Here is a 16055-nt window from a genome sequence, read left to right on the forward strand (position 1 = left end):
CCCCTCCGCCCCCGGAGCCGCCGACGGACGCGCCCCGCGACGGCGACGAACCGGAGGAGGCGGCGGGGGCGGCGGACGCCGAAGCGGCCACGGACACGAACACGGACTCGGAGACGGACCCCGTCCCGCACGCCGCCGAACAGCCGTTGGACGGCGACCACGTCCCGGACCCGCCGCCGATGGACGCACCGCAGGAGGCCGAGCCCGGGAGCCCGTCCGAAGCGAAGCCGCCGACGGCCCACCAGGAACCCGCCACGCCCGGCACCCCCAAGGACCCGCCCCTGCCCGAAACGGACGGCCCCACCCACGACCAGCCCGAACCCCCCTCCCCGGAGCCGACCGACACCCCACTGGAAGAGCCGACCCCCGAGGAGCAATCCCCGGAACAGCCGGAGCCCCAGAAACAGGAGTCAGAACCCGAACCGGAGCCGGAACCCGAGCCAGAGCCGGAACCCGAGCCGGAGCCGGAGCCGGAGCCGGAGCCGGAGCCGGAGCCGGAGCCGGAGCCGGAGCCTGAGCCGGAGCGGGAAGCAGAGCCCGAGGCGGAACCCGAGCGCGAGCCCGAGCCGGAGGCTGACCCAGAACCGGAGCACGAACCTGAGCCAGAAGGGGAGCCCGAGCCCGACGGCGGTGCGGAACAAGACGCTTCGGCCAGTGCCGCGCCGACCGATGCGCCAGGGGAAGACCAGCCCGCCAACACCGAGCATCGGGAGCCCGGCACGCCGAGCGACTCGACGTCGGAGCCAGCGCTCCCGGAGTCCTCCGAGGCGGCCGCGGATCCCGCTTGGCCAGAACAGGGGGACGCCCGTCAAGAGCCCGGAACGCAGTCCGACGAGGCTGGGCCCCGGTTGTCACCAGAGCGCACGGAGCGGGACGGCCAGGACGGGCTGCACCCCGGCCTGCAGCAGGCCGAGTCCGGCGAGGCCGGGGCCGCAGACGGCGACGCGGGCAGCCCCGCCGATGAGTTGGTCGATACGACGGCACCCCTCGCCCAGGGCGCGGTGAAGGTCGCGGAGACCCTGGCCGAGGTTGCCACGGACGCCGTCGAGCGGGTCGTGGACGCCGCGGGCAAAAGGGCTGCGAGCGCACCTGTCGACGCCATCGCCGATGAGGGCGACCGTGGACTCACCGAGGATCGCGGCTTGCGGCCGGATGCTTCCGCCGAGCCTTCCGAATCCGAATCGCACGGGCCGCCCTCCGACGCCGGCACCGGGTCGGCGTCGGTGGACGCCCGGTCGGAACCGGGGGCAGAGACATCCGCCGTCGAACCCGGAGGGCGGGCGGAGGCGCCGAAAGCTGTACCCGACGCCCCCGACGCCCCCGACGCCCCCGACGACGATGGCGGGGACGACGTGCAAGGCCAGCCCGACGGGGACGATTCCGGACGACTGGCCGGCACGGTCGATCGTCCGAGCTACTCGCCGGACGGCCCGGACGACGAGATCCCGGACCGTTACGGCACCCCGCTCGACCGTGCCGACGGCATTCGGACACCTCTGTTCGACGGGGACCCGTCGCGCGAGCAGGCGCAGCAGGGAGGTCTCGGCGATTGCGGCGTGATCGCCACCCTGGGCGCGGTGGCCAGCCATCGCCCCGATGCGATACGCGAGCGTGTGCGGGAGACCGAGGACGGCAACTACACGGTCACGCTGCACGAGGCGAGGATTGACGAGTCACTCAACAGATACGAACCGACGGGGCGTCATATCGTACTCACCGTGACCCCCGATCTCCCGGTGTTCGACGACAGGCCCGACGAACCCGCCTTCGCGGATTCCGTGGAGACCGGTGCGGCATGGGGGCCTGTCATGGAGAAGGCGATCGCGGGAAGCGACCAGACGTGGGGGGAAGACCGTCAAGACGCGTGGGCGCAGAGCGACCACGGTGCAGCGGATGTACCGGAAGGCTACGCCCGGCTGGATCTGGGTTCGGATGCCTGGGACCAGGCCGAAATGCTCACTCAGTTGACCGGTGAGCCTGCGGTGGTCGTGGACTTCCCCGAACAGGACGATGCCGCTGGGCGGAGCCCAGACGAGCAACTCGTCGGTGACATCCGGGAACAACTCGCCCAGGGAAAGCCGGTCATCGTCGGTACGCATCCCAAGGAGGAGTTCAACGGGGCCCCTCTGGAGAAGGACCTCGTGGACGGACACGCCTACGAAGTGATCGCGGTCGACGACGAGGGTCAGTTCCACCTGCACAACCCCTGGAACGATCAGCACCCTGAGCCCTTGACGGTGGCAGAGTTCAGGAGATATATCGATCCGCCCTACACCACATTGGAGTGACCACATGACCGGTGAGATCTCGATCAGGCACGGCGTTCCGAGGCGGGCTGCCACCGCCTCCTTCGGAGTGATCCATGTGGATGCCCGCCCCGGGCATCCCCTCACCGTTCGGTTGGGTGTGAACGACGGCGAGGAGCGTCGGTACACCCTTGAACCCGGTGACACCTTTCCCGTCCGGGATGAACTCTGGGTGCTGGACCGCGTGGACGACCCTTCCGGGAACTGGCGGGTCGTCATTCGCAAGGCCGAATGACGGACCGGGGCGGGTGGGTCCGTGCGGGTGGTCGATATTCGCAGCGGAACGGAGGGGAGTGCTCGTTCGTCGATCTGGTGGGATCTGCCGGTCGTTTCCTGCGCAGCCTTGTTGACGAGGTCACGAAGGCTCGCCCTGATGTTCTCGGGGAGCGGTGGGGGTGGGAGTTCGTTGTGCCGGGTGGGGTGGTGGCGCATCCTGATGCGGGGAATCCGCCCATGTGGGTCGAGCCGTACCTTCCCGAGCTGGGCCGCCTGGAGGAGCGGAGCTCCCTGCGATTGAGCGCTGGCCAGATCGGGGGGGGTGCCCCTATCTCTTTGGTCAAGGGAAACGGGGCTGCGTCTGGTCGGGGAGCCGGGCAGCATGGCGGTGTGGCTGATCTTCTGTGGGATGACGTGAGCTGTTTCTTCGACCCGGACCTGATGGGGTCGTTGCCGGATGTGCGTGTCCCGGATTGCTCGGTGGAAGACTGGCAGGCGGTCCTTGATCTTGTTGAGGCGAAGGGCTGGAAGTGCCAGTACTCCGAAGGCGAGACGGTGCTGCCGGTGTCCCGAGCGGAGAGCGTGTTGTCCCGCCCGGCGGACGCTGAGTGCCCGAACCTGCGGGTCTGGCCGGCTGACGACGTGCTGGCGATCTTCCGTTTCCTCGACGACGAGGTCATCGACTTCGACGTTGACCTGCGGGAGCTGCAGGGCCAGGAACGACTCGACGTGTTCTGCGGCTTCCTCCGGGAGATCGGGCGATGCTTGGGCAAGCCGGTCCTGATGGATCCGGAGGGCGACTACGACCATCCGGTTCTCGGGTTTGATGTCGAGGCCGACCGGGTCGTCCTCCTGGCTGAGCCGCTGGTTATGTGACCGCGGCCGTCAGCCGGGATTCGTAAAAGGTGCCGTCGCGGAGCATGGCGAAGAGGACGTCGGCGCGTCGTCTGGCGAGGCAGAGCAGGGCCTGGGTGTGGTGCTTGCCCTGTGCGATCTTTTTGTCGTAGTAGGCACGGGAGGCAGGGTCGCCCAGGGCGGCGAACGCGGAGAGGAAGAAGGCTCGTTTGAGCTGCTTGTTTCCTCTGCGGGATGGTTGTTCACCGCGGATGGAGGACCCGGAACTGCGGGTGGCGGGGGCGAGTCCGGCGTAGGCGGCGAGGTGGCCTGCCGTTGGGAAGATGCTGCCGTCGCCGACCTCGATCAGGATACGGGCTCCGGTCCTGACTCCGATGCCCGGCATCGAGGTCAGGACCTTCGACAGAGGGTGTGCCTCCAGGAGTTCCTCAATCCGTCCGGCCAGTAGTTTGCGCTGGTCAAGGACAGCGGTCAGGGAGCCTGCCAGACTCGGGACGATCGGTGCCGCAGCCTCGGTGCCCGGAACGACGATGGTCTGCTCGTCCAGAGCAGTGAAGATGTCCTCGACCAGCCGCTCGGCCATCCTCGGGGCCTTCGGCCGCAACAGGGTGACCAGACGGCGTCGCCCAGCCTTGCGGATCTGAGCCGGGGACCCGAATCGCTCCAGCAGAGTGATAACGGCCGGGTGCTGCAACCGCGGCCCTGCAACGGTGCCCGTGTGCATTGCAGAGCCGTCAACCCTACTTCGAGCACTCGCCCGCATCCTCGCCAAACTCCAGCTCCGCGACCGCCCAAGCAGTCGTCGTCGCCGCCTGAGAAACCGGCCTGTTCAGGGGGTGGCAACCCGACGTGGCCTCGGTAGCGATTCCGGAGATTCGGCTGCTCTCGCCGGATGCGGGCGCGCCCGTGCCTGCTACTGCGTGGTCGCTACGGGACCAGGCTGAAGACCTGCCAGAGATCGGTGTGCCAGGGGCAGGTGGTGTAGCCGGAGTTGCGGCCGTGGTCGAACAGGCCGCTGCTCTGGCCGAAGTCCAGGCATACCGGGACCTTCCCGTACGGCACGACGGGATAGTCCTCGATATTCATGAACTGGACGCTGTTCGGGTTGGCGTTGACGTTGCCGACCCACGTCATGTTCCACTGGTCCCGGTGATCCTGGTAGTCGCATCCGCGCGTCCAGACGTACGGCCCGGTGTGTATGGCGCCCCAGGCGTAGTCGGAGTACAGGCAGTTCCCAGTCTGCACGTCCCGGATCTGGACGCGGCTGTAGTAGTTGTTGACGTCGCTGTCGTAGGAGGTGACGTTCCACCTCTGGTAGGTGCCGCCGTTGCAGGTCCCCCAGTACACGGAACCGTTGTAGTTGCTGTCGAGGCAGGCCCCGGTCTGCTCGTTCTTGATCTGCACGTTGTACTGGTACGTGTTGGCCTGCGCGCTCCCGGTGGTGGCCACCAGTGCCGACAGGGTCAGCGCCCCGATTGCCGCCGCGGTCTTGACTCTCAGCTTCATAACTTCCCGTTCCCATCCCGTGCCTGTAGGCACGCCGATTCGGACAACTGCTGGGGGTGCCTTCGCTCAGATCGAGCCTGTGGGGGCATCATCGACCGGGTCGAATGAGTCGACGACGTTCGACAAAGATCACCGCAGGCCAAGTGGGGTACCGGGGGATCCGGACCGAATGGCCGGCTCGCCGCTCACGCCTCACCAGCACGCACCACGACCCGGGCCACACGTTGCGGGCACGGCTGACCTCCCCCGTGGAGACGCTATGTACACCGGTCCTCCAACCGTCCTAGATTCGTCCTAGTGCCAAGTCAGCCAGTTCAGGGCTGTCTCACACCCGCACAGCGCCGTGCCGCTGCTGTGTGCCCATCGTTTCGGTGGGGCCCGCGCGTGGGTAGCTTTCTCGGTGTAGCGCAAAAGCCCTGGTGAGGGCGTCAAGACCATGGGGGGTAGTTGATACGCATTCACCTGGGGCCGGAGGGTCTGGGCAACGTCAGGATCTGCGGTCTTGCTGACTTCGACGCCGAGTTGACCGCTGCCGGACGTGCTCTTGCCGAGGCCGGGAACTCGCGCTTACCGCTTTCCCAGCTCTACTCCCGCGGCACCTCCCCAGACCTCGCTGAGGGTGTCGACCACGTGTATTTCTCCCACCTGTTCGCGCGCCGCCGGCCGACACCGTTCACCAAGGCGCTTGCCGAAGGAGACGAACGCGCCCACAGCCTCCTGACCACCTCGGTGGACCACCTGTGCAGCATGGCGGTCGACCCGCACCGCTCGGGGATCAGCTCGGCGGTGGCGGCCCGCGCCGCCGACTTGTCCCACCTCTACGTGGCCGGCGGTGCCTCGGCGATGCTGCACCGGCTCGGACACGACATCCGGTACCGCCCCGGCGTCGTGGAGGTACCGACGGCTTTCGAAGCAGACCTTGACCTGGGCGAGCGCTCGCTGCAGATCCAGTCGGTAGCCCTCAGCGGACGGGTCACCCTGGCCGAACCCACCAGCGATCGCCTGACCATCCGGATCCCTGCCGGCGCCCCTCCACGCGTTGAGCTGGACCACATGGCCGCGCTCCGGTCCCTCCTGGGCGACGGCAGAGCGGACGTACTCGCAACGATCGTCACCTCCGGCAGCGTCACCGGACGTCAGCTGGCCTCTCGGCTCGGAGTGTCAGACGCCGCGGTCAGCCGTTATGCCGCCGTGCTGCGGCAGGCGGGCCTGATCCGGACCCTGCGCACGGGGCAAACCGTCAGACACATCGCGACACCCCTTGGCCACCACCTGTCGCACGGGTGAGTCCGGGTCTGCCCAAGCCTTCGCCTGTTGTTCCTCCTTTGACGCGGCCGCAGTTGGCCGAGGCCCGGCGTGTGCGGGCGGCCGAGTTGTTCGAGCAGGCGTGTTCGGGTGTCGAGATCGCGCGGATGCTGAGAGTCAGCGAGGAAAGTGTGCGGCGGTGGAAACGGGTGTGGGAGGAGGGCGGTGCCGCTGCCTTGCGCCGACGTCCGGCCACCGGTCGTCCACCCAAGCTGGACGACGCCCAGGTCGAGACGGTCCGAACGGCGTTGGAGCAAGGTGCTCAGGGGCATGGGTTCGAGGCCGATCTGTGGACCCTGGAACGGGTGGGCCTGGTCGTCGAGCGGGTGACCGGGGTGGTCTTGTCGCGGGCGGTGTGGCGGCTCCTGACCGGCCGGCTGGCTGGGGTGGAGTCTGCAGCGTCCCGAGCGGCGGGCGGTGGAGCGGGACGAGTCGGAGATCGCCCGCTGGATCGCGCACGAGTGGCCGCGGATCAGAAGGGGCCGTGAACACACGTGCCTGGATCGTCTTCCTCGACGAATCAGGCGTCGATCCGCCGCACCTACTCGCCCCGAGGCCGGACCCCGCTGTTGCGGCACCGCCTGAACTGGAAACGCGCCTCGATGGCCGGGTCCTTGGGCTACCACTCCACCGACCCCGATCGCGGGGCCCGCCTGTGCTTCCACCTCAAGCCCGGCAGCTACGACACCGCGGCCCTCATCGAGGTCCTGGAGCAGATGAAGGTGTTCTACCGCGGGGAACGGGTCATCCTGGTCTGGGACGGCCTGTCCGCCCACTGGAGCCGGGCGATGCGGGCGTGGGCAGCCGAACAGGACTCGCTCACCTTGGAGCGATTACCCGCCTACGCTCCCGAGCTGAACCCGGTGGAACTGCTGTGGTCCTCGCTGAAGAAACGCGAGCTCGCCAACCTCGCCGGCGACCACCTCGCAGACGTCGCCGACGCCACCGAACAAGGCATCCACCGCATCACCCGGCAGCCGCGAGGCCTGCGGGCTACCGCGCCCCGTTCCGACCGGCCCACGTTCACCCCGGGCCGTTTCGGGTCGGGCACCACCGAAGCCGCCGGGAAGATCCTCACCCTGGCTCCGCCCGACGCCCTGATCGAGCTGTCGCTGCCGTTCCTGCTCTGCACCATCCAAGTGGGAAAACGCGCCAACGTGTGCGTCGACTCCGTGCTCACCCTCCACCACGCCTACCAACTCCTAGGCCTGGACAGTCAGGTCTGGCCCGTGACGCTGGAGATCCTCGCGCCGTCCGGTGCCACCAAGGCCTCGTACGGTAGGAAGGATCCCTATTGGGAGGGCAGCAACTTCCATGGCCACTGCCTGGTCGAGCTGCCCGGCCGCACCGTGGACCCGACCATCCAACAGTTTCCCGAGCTCACTCGGCAGGGCGACGGGCCGTTCGTCGGCCGAACGGTCGACTCCACCGACCCCGGCGCCCGCAGTCGGCCCGGGGCGATCATCTACGGGCAGCGCGGTGACGTGATGGTCCGGTACGCGGTGTGCAGCGCCGAAGCCCGCGAGACGATGATCAGCGGTCACCCGATGATGACCAACCCCGACCCGGTCCATCATCGCAGCGCGGTCATGCTGGTGACGCTGCTGATGGATGCGCTGCGCAGCGAGGGGATAGTCGAGCGGGCCCGCAAGGTCCCGCACCAGCGGGTGGTGGAGTTGCTGGACGTGATCGGTGATGCGCCGATGGAGGGGCGACCGGCTGTCGGCGAGGGCATGGGCGACCTGTGGTTCAACGTGCCCGACGGGCAGGGAGGCACGGTGCCCCGCCGTCTGGACGAGCTGCTGTCGCAGTAGCCCGTGCGCCGGGGCGTGCCCGCGGTAGGCGTCCCCGAGCTTGAACACCCGGGAACCCCTTCTCGCAGGGTTCCCGGGGCCTCACGGCCCGTGTCGGGTTTCCTCGCCGCGATCCTTCGTCCACCTCTTCACCACGATGAGCTGTCCGCTGGCAGTCTCCTCCAGCAGCTCGATGCGGATGTCTCCCTCCTGGCTCGCGTACCTGCCCACGAAGCCGCGGAACTTCCTGTCGGCGACGGCACCATTCGTCCAGGTGCCTTTCACCCCGGGAGGCCCGGGTCTGAAGGCCAAGGTCACGTTGTGCGCCACGATGGGGTCCGCACTCGGTTCACGCCCGGTCCAGCTCACGATGCCCCCGACCACGTCGGCGCGGGGACCTCGGCGTCAGGGCAGTGGCCGCTCGCGAGGGCAGGCAGGGAGGAGTCGGTCACAGGCCTCTTCAGTCGCGCGGTGAGGTGGGAGACAAGAGCGGTCCGCCCGGTCGACGTGCGAAGGGCTCCCGGGCGGACTCCTCACCCCACGCTGCCCCTTTGACCGCCGCGGCGCCGGGACCCTGGCCGCGACGTGACCTTAACGGCGCAGCCATCCATCCGCAGGGGCGGTGAGTCACGCCCCTCGGGGGAGCGGACCGGATCCGGTGTAGGCCTGTCCGGCGGATCTTTGATCAGTATGGTCATAGCCTTATGAAGGCTCTGATCGTGCTGTCCGCTGCGTTCGTGGTTCTCGTCTTGCCGACTTTCCTGGTTTGGCTGCTGGGGCGGCGCGCGAAGGTCGCTAACTGGATGTTGATGATGTTCTTGCTGGTCGGGTGGTTGACCGTGTTCGCTGGCTGGTTCCTCTCACAGCGTGCGCAGCCGCGCCTCTTTCCCGAGACGTCGCCCTGCCACGGCATCAGCGCCACCCCTGTCTCGCAGTACTTCCCACCTGACTCGTTCTGCCGCCACGCTGGCGGGGAGCTGCGGACAGTCAATGGGCCGGACTCCAAGTTCGTGTTCTGGGCTGCCGCCGGCACCACTTTGGCGATGCCGATCGCCGTCGCCCTTGCGCGGCATCGTCAACAAGTCTGATCGCGCCGGCCGCGTCACAGGTGCCCGGACTCGACCGCTTCCCCTGCCGGGGGGTAGCCGGGTCACACCGACGTGATGGCCGCCTCGTAAGGGCGGGGATTGGTCCGTTTCCCCACGCCTCCGGTCGAGGCTGCGTCATTGTCAACCTTGGGGCCCGCGGACGGGCCCCGGGCCGGATGGTGAAAAGGGGTGTGTGGTGGAGGACGAGACGTGGACGTCTGAGGAGTTCGGGCGCTCGCATGAGGGGCGGGTCGGTGTGCTTTTGGCCGACGGCACGGTCCCGAAGCCGGTGTACTTCGACTCCGACTCGGGCAGCGGTGGCCCGCATGTGCGGCACTGGAGCGTCTACGACGGCCAAGGCCACCCCCGCTGGCCGCGCGCAGCCGTTCTGCGGGCGGAATGCTCCTGTGGCTGGGTGGGGGAGGAGCACACCGTGGACTGGACCGAGTCCGGCGATCTGCCATTCCGTGAGCACGGATCCGACACCGCGGACTCCTGCCAGGACGACTGGGACCGCCACATCGTCCACGTCCGCGACAGCACCATCCCGCTGCCCGCCGAGCTGGAAACCCTGCTCGAATCCGTCACCGCAGCGATCGACAAACTCGGCCAGGACTCACCGACCGCAGCCCTCAAAGCAGCCCGCTGTCTGGAGATCATCGCCCTGCGCGCCGCGTACTGGCCCGCACAGCACGCCCGCACCCAAGACCCCGCCGCCTTCGCGAGCGCACTGGGCCTGAACACGGACGAGGCACGCAAGCTCCTGGCTCGGTATGGGGGCTGGAGCCTGTACGGCACCCGCTGAGACCGCGCGAGCGCCCGGCCTCGCCAGCCGGACATGACGCCCGGCTCGGGGATGCCCGTCCCCGGACGCCCTCCGGCTTGAGACGGGTGCAGCGTCGCCTCGTGCGGGTGGACTCAACGAACAACCCGTGCCAGGGCGGGTACGGGGAGGTTGGTCAGGCATGCGAACCATTCCACACTCCCCGATTCCCACACCTCCGATGCCCCATACCCCCCAGCCGCATCGGCTTGCCCGCCGGACACGCTGGTCCCGGAGCCCTTCAGAGAGTCGTGGGCGGCGATGTGGGCCGCGCACAAGCGGGGAGACCTGCACACGGCCATCGCCCTAGCCGGCCGGATGGAGATCCTCCTGGAGGAGCAGCACGGGCCCCGCCATCCCTACACGATCACCGTGCTCACCGCCCGCGCCTGGCTCACCCTCTGCCGGCGCACCGACTGGCCGACGACAGTCGAGCTGCTGATCAAAACCGCCCTGCGCCGCCACGCCGCCCACAGCCAGCCGGAAGCGGACACCCTACGAGCGGCCCGGAACGCGCACGCCTGCTGGCACTTGATCACCAAGCAGGATCCATCAACAGCCGAATCACTGGCAGGCCCCCTGGCGGAGATGCTCACTGTTCTCGGACTCGAAGATCGCCGGGCCAACGTCCTCACCGTCCTTCGAGTCTGAGGACGTGCACTACGGAGTAGACCTCACACCCCGGGGAGGCCGTTTCACGCAGGTCCGGTTCCCGGCAGGCAGGCGTCCTGACGTGCACTCTCTCCGAGGCCTGCTTTCAGGCCTCCCTGCCTGAACCATCCCCGAAACACCGCTGCCCCGGTGGCCGGCATCACCGCGATGAGCCGGGGATAGAGGGGGAAGGCGCGAAGTGAATCTTCTGCGGGCCCTTCCCGTCACCCCTCCAGTCGAGGAACAAGACCACATCGGTGACCAGGCGCCGGCGGCTGGACCAGCGCGAGGAGTAGGAAGCCGGGGTAATGGACCCGTCCTTCACCCGGTTGAGACGCTGGGCCAGGTCGGTGCGCTTCGTGACGGCTGTGCCGCCTCCGACAGTCATCGCCGTCACTTCCACGTTCGTCCCAGTCGAGTCGAACGTGGGGCTGCCCCGACCGGTGGACGATTCCGGGAGGTCCCACGACACCATCGCCCAGTGCCGGATGGCTCCCCCCGATTCGGTCACACAGGCCTTGACGGTGAAGTCCCAGTTGTCGGGCCAGGGCCCGCTGTACGCGGGGTTGTCGACGGTCTTGGACGACACCTCGCACCGCTCCACCGCGTACGCGGGGCCGCTCCCGGCAGTAGCCGCGGTGACGGTGGCCGCCACGAACACCACCGAGAGCCGCGCGGCGGAAAGTGTCCTACGCAAGGGTCCGCCTCCGTGGGTCGGATGACCAGGACAACGAGGCGATGGCGGGGAAGAAGCGTGCCGACGCGGGTGATGCGGGCGTGGAGGCGGTGACGGCGCCGAGCGCCCTCGCGGGGGTACTCGACCACGAAAGCAAGCGTGCACGTCTTTCCGTGGGGTGCACCCGCAAAGTGTTCTTGTGCCAGGCACGTACACATCGGTCGCCTGGCCGGCGGTCCTTTCCAAGGCGAACCAGGCGAGAACGATTCGAAGGAAAGCGTCGGCGTTCGGCCACGCCGGCGGCACGTCTTCCTCGCCGCGGCCAGGACGAGGCGGGAGGGCAGGCGCCGGTACGTCGGCGCGGTGTGCGGGATCAGACCTCCGACCACCAAGAATCGCCCTGGGTCCGGCTACCGGCCTGTGCTGAACAAGATGGCGATAACAGCGCAGCACAGCGTCAAGGTGCCGCCGAAGGCAACGCCACCGCGGGTGAGCGCTGTCGGGAGGGACCCGCCGTCCCAGCGGACGAGAGCTATGGCGGCGCCACCGATGATCATGGACAGCAGGATAGAGGTGGCGAGTGTGAAGAGGAGGACGACAGCGGAACTGGGGATCATTGAGCGAAGCTCCTGACTACTGCGGTTGCAACGGTTATCGGAGGGGCGAAGTCGAGGATCTACCTGCGGAGCTGTGCTTCGAAGCAGTTGGATGTTGTCCACTGCACAACAGGGGGTTGTCCGAAGCACAATGTGGGGGTGGAGCCAGTGGGGGCGAAGAGGCCAGGTCGTCCGTGGGCGCCAGCGCGTGGGTCATGCAGGGAGATCAACACCCTGGTGGATCTCGTACGTGGGTGGCTGGACAGCGCATCAGTCTCGGTATCCCATTTGCATCGGCTGCTGACCGCTGAGCACTTCGTCCTGGGCCGGGTGCCCGAGCTGCGGAAGCTACGGGATCAGCTGGCTGGCGACGGCCTCCAGTGGGATCTGGTCGAGGCCGTTGCCGACTTGTGCTTTCCGCGCGACGCTGCTGCCGATTCCGCAGCCAGACTTGATCAGGCCCGCGAACTCTGGCGTCTGGCACAGGAAGCGCCGACGCCCCTCGCCGGTGGCTTAGCCGACACCGTCCCCGCAGCGGCCCTGCTGGAAGCGCAGGAGCGCACTATCCGGGTGTACGAGGATATGGACCGGGCCCGGCAGGCCTACGCCGCAAGTGAACAGGGACGTCAGCAGGCGCTGCAGATCGCGACCTACCTGTTCGGGATGCTAGGTCAAGCTCACTCCAAGATCGCAGAACTCCGCCGACGCGTCGATGCCCTCCAGTCTTCTCCGGTGGGTCGCGGCGAGCTGCAGGCCGCCCGGCGCCGCCTGGAGCGAGCAGAGGAACAGGAAGGGGAACTCCGTAAGGAACTGCAACGCGCGGAGCGGGAGCGAGACACCGCCCAACAAGTTGCGGATCTGGCCGCCCGCCGCGTGCACGAGCTCGAGCAGGAGCTGAGCCGGATCAGGAGCGACTACCAGGTAGGCGAAGGGCCGGCGGCATCGACACTCGACGAGCCCTCACTGCCTGCCCTGCTCGGCGACGGCAGTGAAGGAGCGGACGCGGAGCTGGACGAGGTGGATCAGGTGCTTGAGAAAGTCCGTGATGCCCTGGATCGGGAGCACGAAACGATCCTTGACGCCGCCGGCGAGGTCGGCTGGGCGTCCCCTGGCACGCCAGCTCCGGGCGTGGTTGTTCCCGGCCAGGTCATCCGAACAGAAGATGACGCGCAGAGCAGTGCCGACGGATTGTTCGGAACAACGCCGGACAATCTCGTGAGCAGCCACGACCATGCGCCGAGCACGGATGTGGCCACTCGTCGGTCCGCCGACCGGTTGCGGTTTGTGGGGGCCGCAACCCGCCGTATCTCACGCGGTGTCGACCTGGATGAGATTGTGCTCGGACTGTGCAGAGCCGCTGTGCCAAGCTACGCGGACGCCATCTTGGTGTACTTACGCGATCCCCTGCCGGTAGGTGACACCCCGCCCACGGGCCCGGTCATCCTACGGCTGCGCCGTACCGACCGGCTCCGGCCGCTTGACGACCTGACCGCCGAAGCGGTGAACGCCGGAGTGCGCCTCGACATCGACTTCGACCAGCTGCCCTTGGCCCTCGCGCAGGTGCACAGTCCCTCCGCCGCCGAGCTGTGCGAGGTTCTGCCTGGCAGCGCGCTCGCCGAGATGCTACGCGGCGTACGGCCAGCCTTCGGGTCTTCCCGGGACGCTCAGATTGCGCTCTCCGATCTGCTGGGTGCGCAGTATCCCGTGCCACGCGATCAGAGAGTCATCCTGGCCCCCTTGCGGGGACGCCGCCGGGTGATCGGCGCGGCCGTGTTCCTGCGCCATCCCGAGCGACCCGCATTCGAGACCAATGACCTGCTGATTGCAGCCCAACTGGTGACGCACACCGCGCTTGGCATTGACAAAGCAGCTCTGTATGGCCGCGAGGCGTACATCGCGGACGAGCTCCAGCGCGAGATGCTTCCCCATGGGCTTCCCCAACCCCCTGGGGTACGGCTGGTAAGCCGCTACCTGCCGGCCTCCGAAACGGCCCGGGTCGGCGGCGACTGGTATGACGCAGTGGCTCTGCCCGGCAGTCGAGTAGGGCTTGTAGTCGGCGACGTCATGGGCCACTCCATGACCTCCGCAGCGATCATGGGCCAGCTACGTAGCGCTGCACAGACCCTCGCCCAGTTGGACCTGCATCCGGCCGAGCTGCTGCGCCATCTCGACTTGCATGCTCAAAGCATGGGCCCAGACCGCTTGGCGACCTGCTTGTATGTGGTCTACGACCCCGTGGCGGACCGGATCACACTGGCCAGTGCGGGCCATCCGCCCCCGATCCTCCTGCCCCCTGCCGGTGACGCCGAGGTGCTGCGGGTACCGCCGGGCGCGCCGATCGGGGCCGGTCACGGCTTCTTCGAAGCCGTGGAAATCGAAGCGCCCGCCGGGGCCACGCTGCTGTTGTACACCGACGGATTGGTTGAGTCCCGGAGCCTGGATGTGTGGACCGGCATCGAGCGACTCCGTGAGCGCCTTACCGTGGCAGCGCAACTGATCGGCCAATCTTCGCCACCTCCCATGGAGCTGCTGTGTGACGACGTTCTCGACATGCTGGAACCCGGGGACCGCGATGACGATATTGCGCTTCTGGCGGCTCGCTTCGATGGAATCCCACCGAGTGACGTGGTGCAGCTGCTCGTCGAGCCGGACGACGGGGCTGCGACAGCCCATGCGCGCCACTTTGCCGACCGTGCGTTGACGCAATGGGGACTGCACGGACTGCTGGAATCGCTGGGCCCGCTCCTCGACGAAGTGGTCACCAATGCCGCTTCCAACGCGAGACGGCCGGTGACGGTGCGCCTGCTGCGGACAACTGCGCTGCGTTGCGAGGTCGAGGACGACTCTCCGCAACTGCCGCAAGCGGGCCCGCACACCGATGAGGGGCGTCGCTTCCTCTTGGTAGACAAGATGGCTCGTCGGTGGGGCGCGATGCCGGTCAGCAGCGGCAAGGTGGTGTGGTTCGAACTTGCGCTTCCCCTCCCCGTCCAGAGGTCAGCAGGCAGTACGAATCAAGATCACCGCTGAGGGCGCCACACTTTGCTGGCGCAGCATGCGCCGTCCTCGCGCTGCCGCCAATTCCCGGAGATCGGGCGAGAGCGCCGCTAACCTCACAGGGCAATACAGGAATCCGGTAGGACTAGGTTCGTGACGCGCAGGCAACTCACCAATGCCCAGTGGAAGTTCATCGAGCCGTACCTGCCGATCGGTAGGTACGGGCCGTACCCGGAGCGGTTGCGGGAGCAGTTCGAGGGTGTGATCTGGCGGTTCCGCTCCAGTGGGCAGTGGCGGGAGATGCCTGCCGCGTTCGGCCCCTGGGCGACCGTCTACGGACGCTTCCGCGTGTGGCGGGACGCCAGGAGGCCGACCCATCAGCCACGACGCCGACCTCTACAAAGAACGGAACACCGTCGAACGCCTGATCAACAAGCTGAAGGCCTGGCGAGGCATCGCCACCCGCTACGACAAGACACCGGACAGCTACCTCGCCGGCCTCCATCTCCGCGCCGCAAGATCTGGATCGACGACCTGTTGAAAACCGCCGACTGATCACGACATCACACAGGCCCTAGCAGCCGTGGGCGGTACGTTTGTTCTGCAGGCGGCGAAGACGATTGCCGAGCTTTCCGCGCCCGCTCGGGAGTATGGTCGGATACGTCCTCGACATCGCGGTGAGCTTTCCGTGGGGCTGGCCGCAGTGGAACACCGGCGACCCCGAAGGCGAGGACGGCCGGGCCGCGTCCGTCGGGCATCTGTCCGTGGTCTACGCAGCCAACCGACTCGCCCGGCGCCTCTGCGTCCTGGGCATCTCTGGCTGGGCTAGTAACGGATTAGCGACGACGGCCCTTTGCCGTGGACATGCCGGGGGGCGCGTTCGCTTCTGGTCATGGAGCGGATCCCAGGCAGTTACGTGGGGCGGCGTGAGGTGGGCAGGGGATCAGGACCCGCTCTTTGTGCGGTTTACCCGACAGGCAGTGAGTCTTCCAGGAGTATGGAACTGCGTTGCGGTGAGGCCGCTCTGTGGGCCGTGGCCGCAGCATCGACAGGGGGGCTGGGGAAGAGGGTATGAGCGTGTCGAGGAAGCAGCGGATTGTGGTGGTGGTCGCCGCGATGGTGGGAATCGTCTCGACCCCTGCCATTTGGTTGCTTGATGGCCCAGATACTGCAGGCCTGGTGGGGGCGTCGATTCAGGCTGCCACCGGGGTGGCGGCGTTGGTGTGGGCGTGGGCTCAGCCCGGGG

14 protein-coding genes and 2 pseudogenes are annotated in these 16055 nt (G+C 67.8%); 12 read left to right on the plus strand and 4 right to left on the minus strand.

What is annotated here, in order from left to right; genetic code table 11:
- Positions 1 to 179: 179 nt before the first annotated feature.
- The 3 genes from ACV7NM_RS32735 to ACV7NM_RS32745 all read left to right on the plus strand — a co-directional run bounded on the left by ACV7NM_RS32735 (position 180) and on the right by ACV7NM_RS32745 (position 3398).
- Positions 180 to 2288 carry a calpain family cysteine peptidase gene (locus tag ACV7NM_RS32735; RefSeq protein WP_463413699.1) on the plus strand — a complete coding sequence of 703 codons (2109 nt, stop codon included), beginning with the start codon at positions 180 to 182 and terminating at the stop codon, positions 2286 to 2288.
- 4 nt (positions 2289 to 2292) lie between these two features.
- On the plus strand, positions 2293 to 2541 hold the full coding sequence (locus ACV7NM_RS32740) for a DUF6406 domain-containing protein (RefSeq protein WP_463413700.1): 249 nt from the start codon (positions 2293 to 2295) through the stop codon (positions 2539 to 2541).
- 371 nt (positions 2542 to 2912) lie between these two features.
- The gene (locus ACV7NM_RS32745) at positions 2913 to 3398 is read left to right on the plus strand and encodes a hypothetical protein (RefSeq protein ID WP_463413701.1); all 486 of its coding nucleotides are present in this window, start codon (positions 2913 to 2915) and stop codon (positions 3396 to 3398) included.
- On the opposite strand, the pseudogene ACV7NM_RS32750 reads toward ACV7NM_RS32745, so the two are convergent.
- Positions 3391 to 4086: pseudogene (locus ACV7NM_RS32750) on the minus strand (transposase); the annotation flags it as partial. The gene ACV7NM_RS32745 and the pseudogene ACV7NM_RS32750 sit on opposite strands and share 8 nt — an antisense overlap.
- Positions 4087 to 4304: 218 nt before the next feature.
- Complete coding sequence (locus ACV7NM_RS32755; RefSeq protein WP_463413702.1) at positions 4305 to 4883, minus strand: RICIN domain-containing protein; 579 nt, start codon at positions 4881 to 4883, stop codon at positions 4305 to 4307.
- Between the two features lie 447 nt (positions 4884 to 5330).
- Here ACV7NM_RS32755 and ACV7NM_RS32760 point away from each other — a divergent pair, with 447 nt between their 5' ends.
- Genes ACV7NM_RS32760 through ACV7NM_RS32775 form a run of 4 tightly spaced genes read left to right on the plus strand, consistent with a single transcriptional unit; the run spans position 5331 to position 8002 of the window.
- Positions 5331 to 6170 carry an ArsR/SmtB family transcription factor gene (locus ACV7NM_RS32760; RefSeq protein ID WP_463413703.1) on the plus strand — a complete coding sequence of 280 codons (840 nt, stop codon included), beginning with the start codon at positions 5331 to 5333 and terminating at the stop codon, positions 6168 to 6170.
- Between the two features lie 38 nt (positions 6171 to 6208).
- Positions 6209 to 6676 (plus strand): helix-turn-helix domain-containing protein, encoded by a 468-nt coding sequence (locus ACV7NM_RS32765; protein WP_463413704.1) that lies wholly within the window; start codon positions 6209 to 6211, stop codon positions 6674 to 6676.
- Positions 6606 to 6773: a hypothetical protein gene (locus ACV7NM_RS32770; protein ID WP_463413705.1), complete on the plus strand. Its 168-nt coding sequence runs from the start codon at positions 6606 to 6608 to the stop codon at positions 6771 to 6773. The genes ACV7NM_RS32765 and ACV7NM_RS32770 overlap by 71 nt, the downstream gene beginning before the upstream one ends.
- Positions 6758 to 8002, plus strand: a complete 1245-nt coding sequence (locus ACV7NM_RS32775) for a transposase (RefSeq protein ID WP_463413706.1) — start codon at positions 6758 to 6760, stop codon at positions 8000 to 8002. The genes ACV7NM_RS32770 and ACV7NM_RS32775 overlap by 16 nt, the downstream gene beginning before the upstream one ends.
- An 81-nt stretch (positions 8003 to 8083) precedes the next feature.
- On the opposite strand, the gene ACV7NM_RS32780 is transcribed toward ACV7NM_RS32775, so the two are convergent.
- Entirely contained in the window at positions 8084 to 8311 is a 228-nt protein-coding gene (locus ACV7NM_RS32780) for a hypothetical protein (RefSeq protein ID WP_463413707.1), read from the minus strand.
- Between the two features lie 374 nt (positions 8312 to 8685).
- On the opposite strand from ACV7NM_RS32780, the gene ACV7NM_RS32785 reads away from it, so the two are divergent.
- The 3 genes from ACV7NM_RS32785 to ACV7NM_RS32795 all read left to right on the plus strand — a co-directional run bounded on the left by ACV7NM_RS32785 (position 8686) and on the right by ACV7NM_RS32795 (position 10543).
- Entirely contained in the window at positions 8686 to 9069 is a 384-nt protein-coding gene (locus tag ACV7NM_RS32785; RefSeq protein WP_463413708.1) for a hypothetical protein, read from the plus strand.
- Positions 9070 to 9265: 196 nt separating this feature from the next.
- The gene (locus ACV7NM_RS32790; protein WP_463413709.1) at positions 9266 to 9874 is read left to right on the plus strand and encodes a hypothetical protein; all 609 of its coding nucleotides are present in this window, start codon (positions 9266 to 9268) and stop codon (positions 9872 to 9874) included.
- Positions 9875 to 10153: 279 nt separating this feature from the next.
- On the plus strand, positions 10154 to 10543 hold the full coding sequence (locus ACV7NM_RS32795) for a hypothetical protein (protein WP_463413710.1): 390 nt from the start codon (positions 10154 to 10156) through the stop codon (positions 10541 to 10543).
- A gap of 160 nt (positions 10544 to 10703) precedes the next feature.
- Here ACV7NM_RS32795 and ACV7NM_RS32800 read toward each other — a convergent pair whose 3' ends face one another.
- Positions 10704 to 11240, minus strand: coding sequence for a hypothetical protein (locus tag ACV7NM_RS32800; protein WP_463413711.1), 537 nt, complete (start codon positions 11238 to 11240; stop codon positions 10704 to 10706).
- 1703 nt (positions 11241 to 12943) lie between these two features.
- Between ACV7NM_RS32800 and ACV7NM_RS32805 the strand changes: the two genes are divergently transcribed.
- Together ACV7NM_RS32805 and ACV7NM_RS32810 are read left to right on the plus strand one after the other, a co-directional pair.
- Positions 12944 to 14842 (plus strand): ATP-binding SpoIIE family protein phosphatase, encoded by a 1899-nt coding sequence (locus tag ACV7NM_RS32805; protein ID WP_463414144.1) that lies wholly within the window; start codon positions 12944 to 12946, stop codon positions 14840 to 14842.
- Between the two features lie 120 nt (positions 14843 to 14962).
- Positions 14963 to 15364: pseudogene (locus ACV7NM_RS32810) on the plus strand (transposase).
- Positions 15365 to 16055 lie beyond the last annotated feature (691 nt).

It is taken from the genome of Streptomyces sp. Tek67B01 (assembly GCF_055231995.1).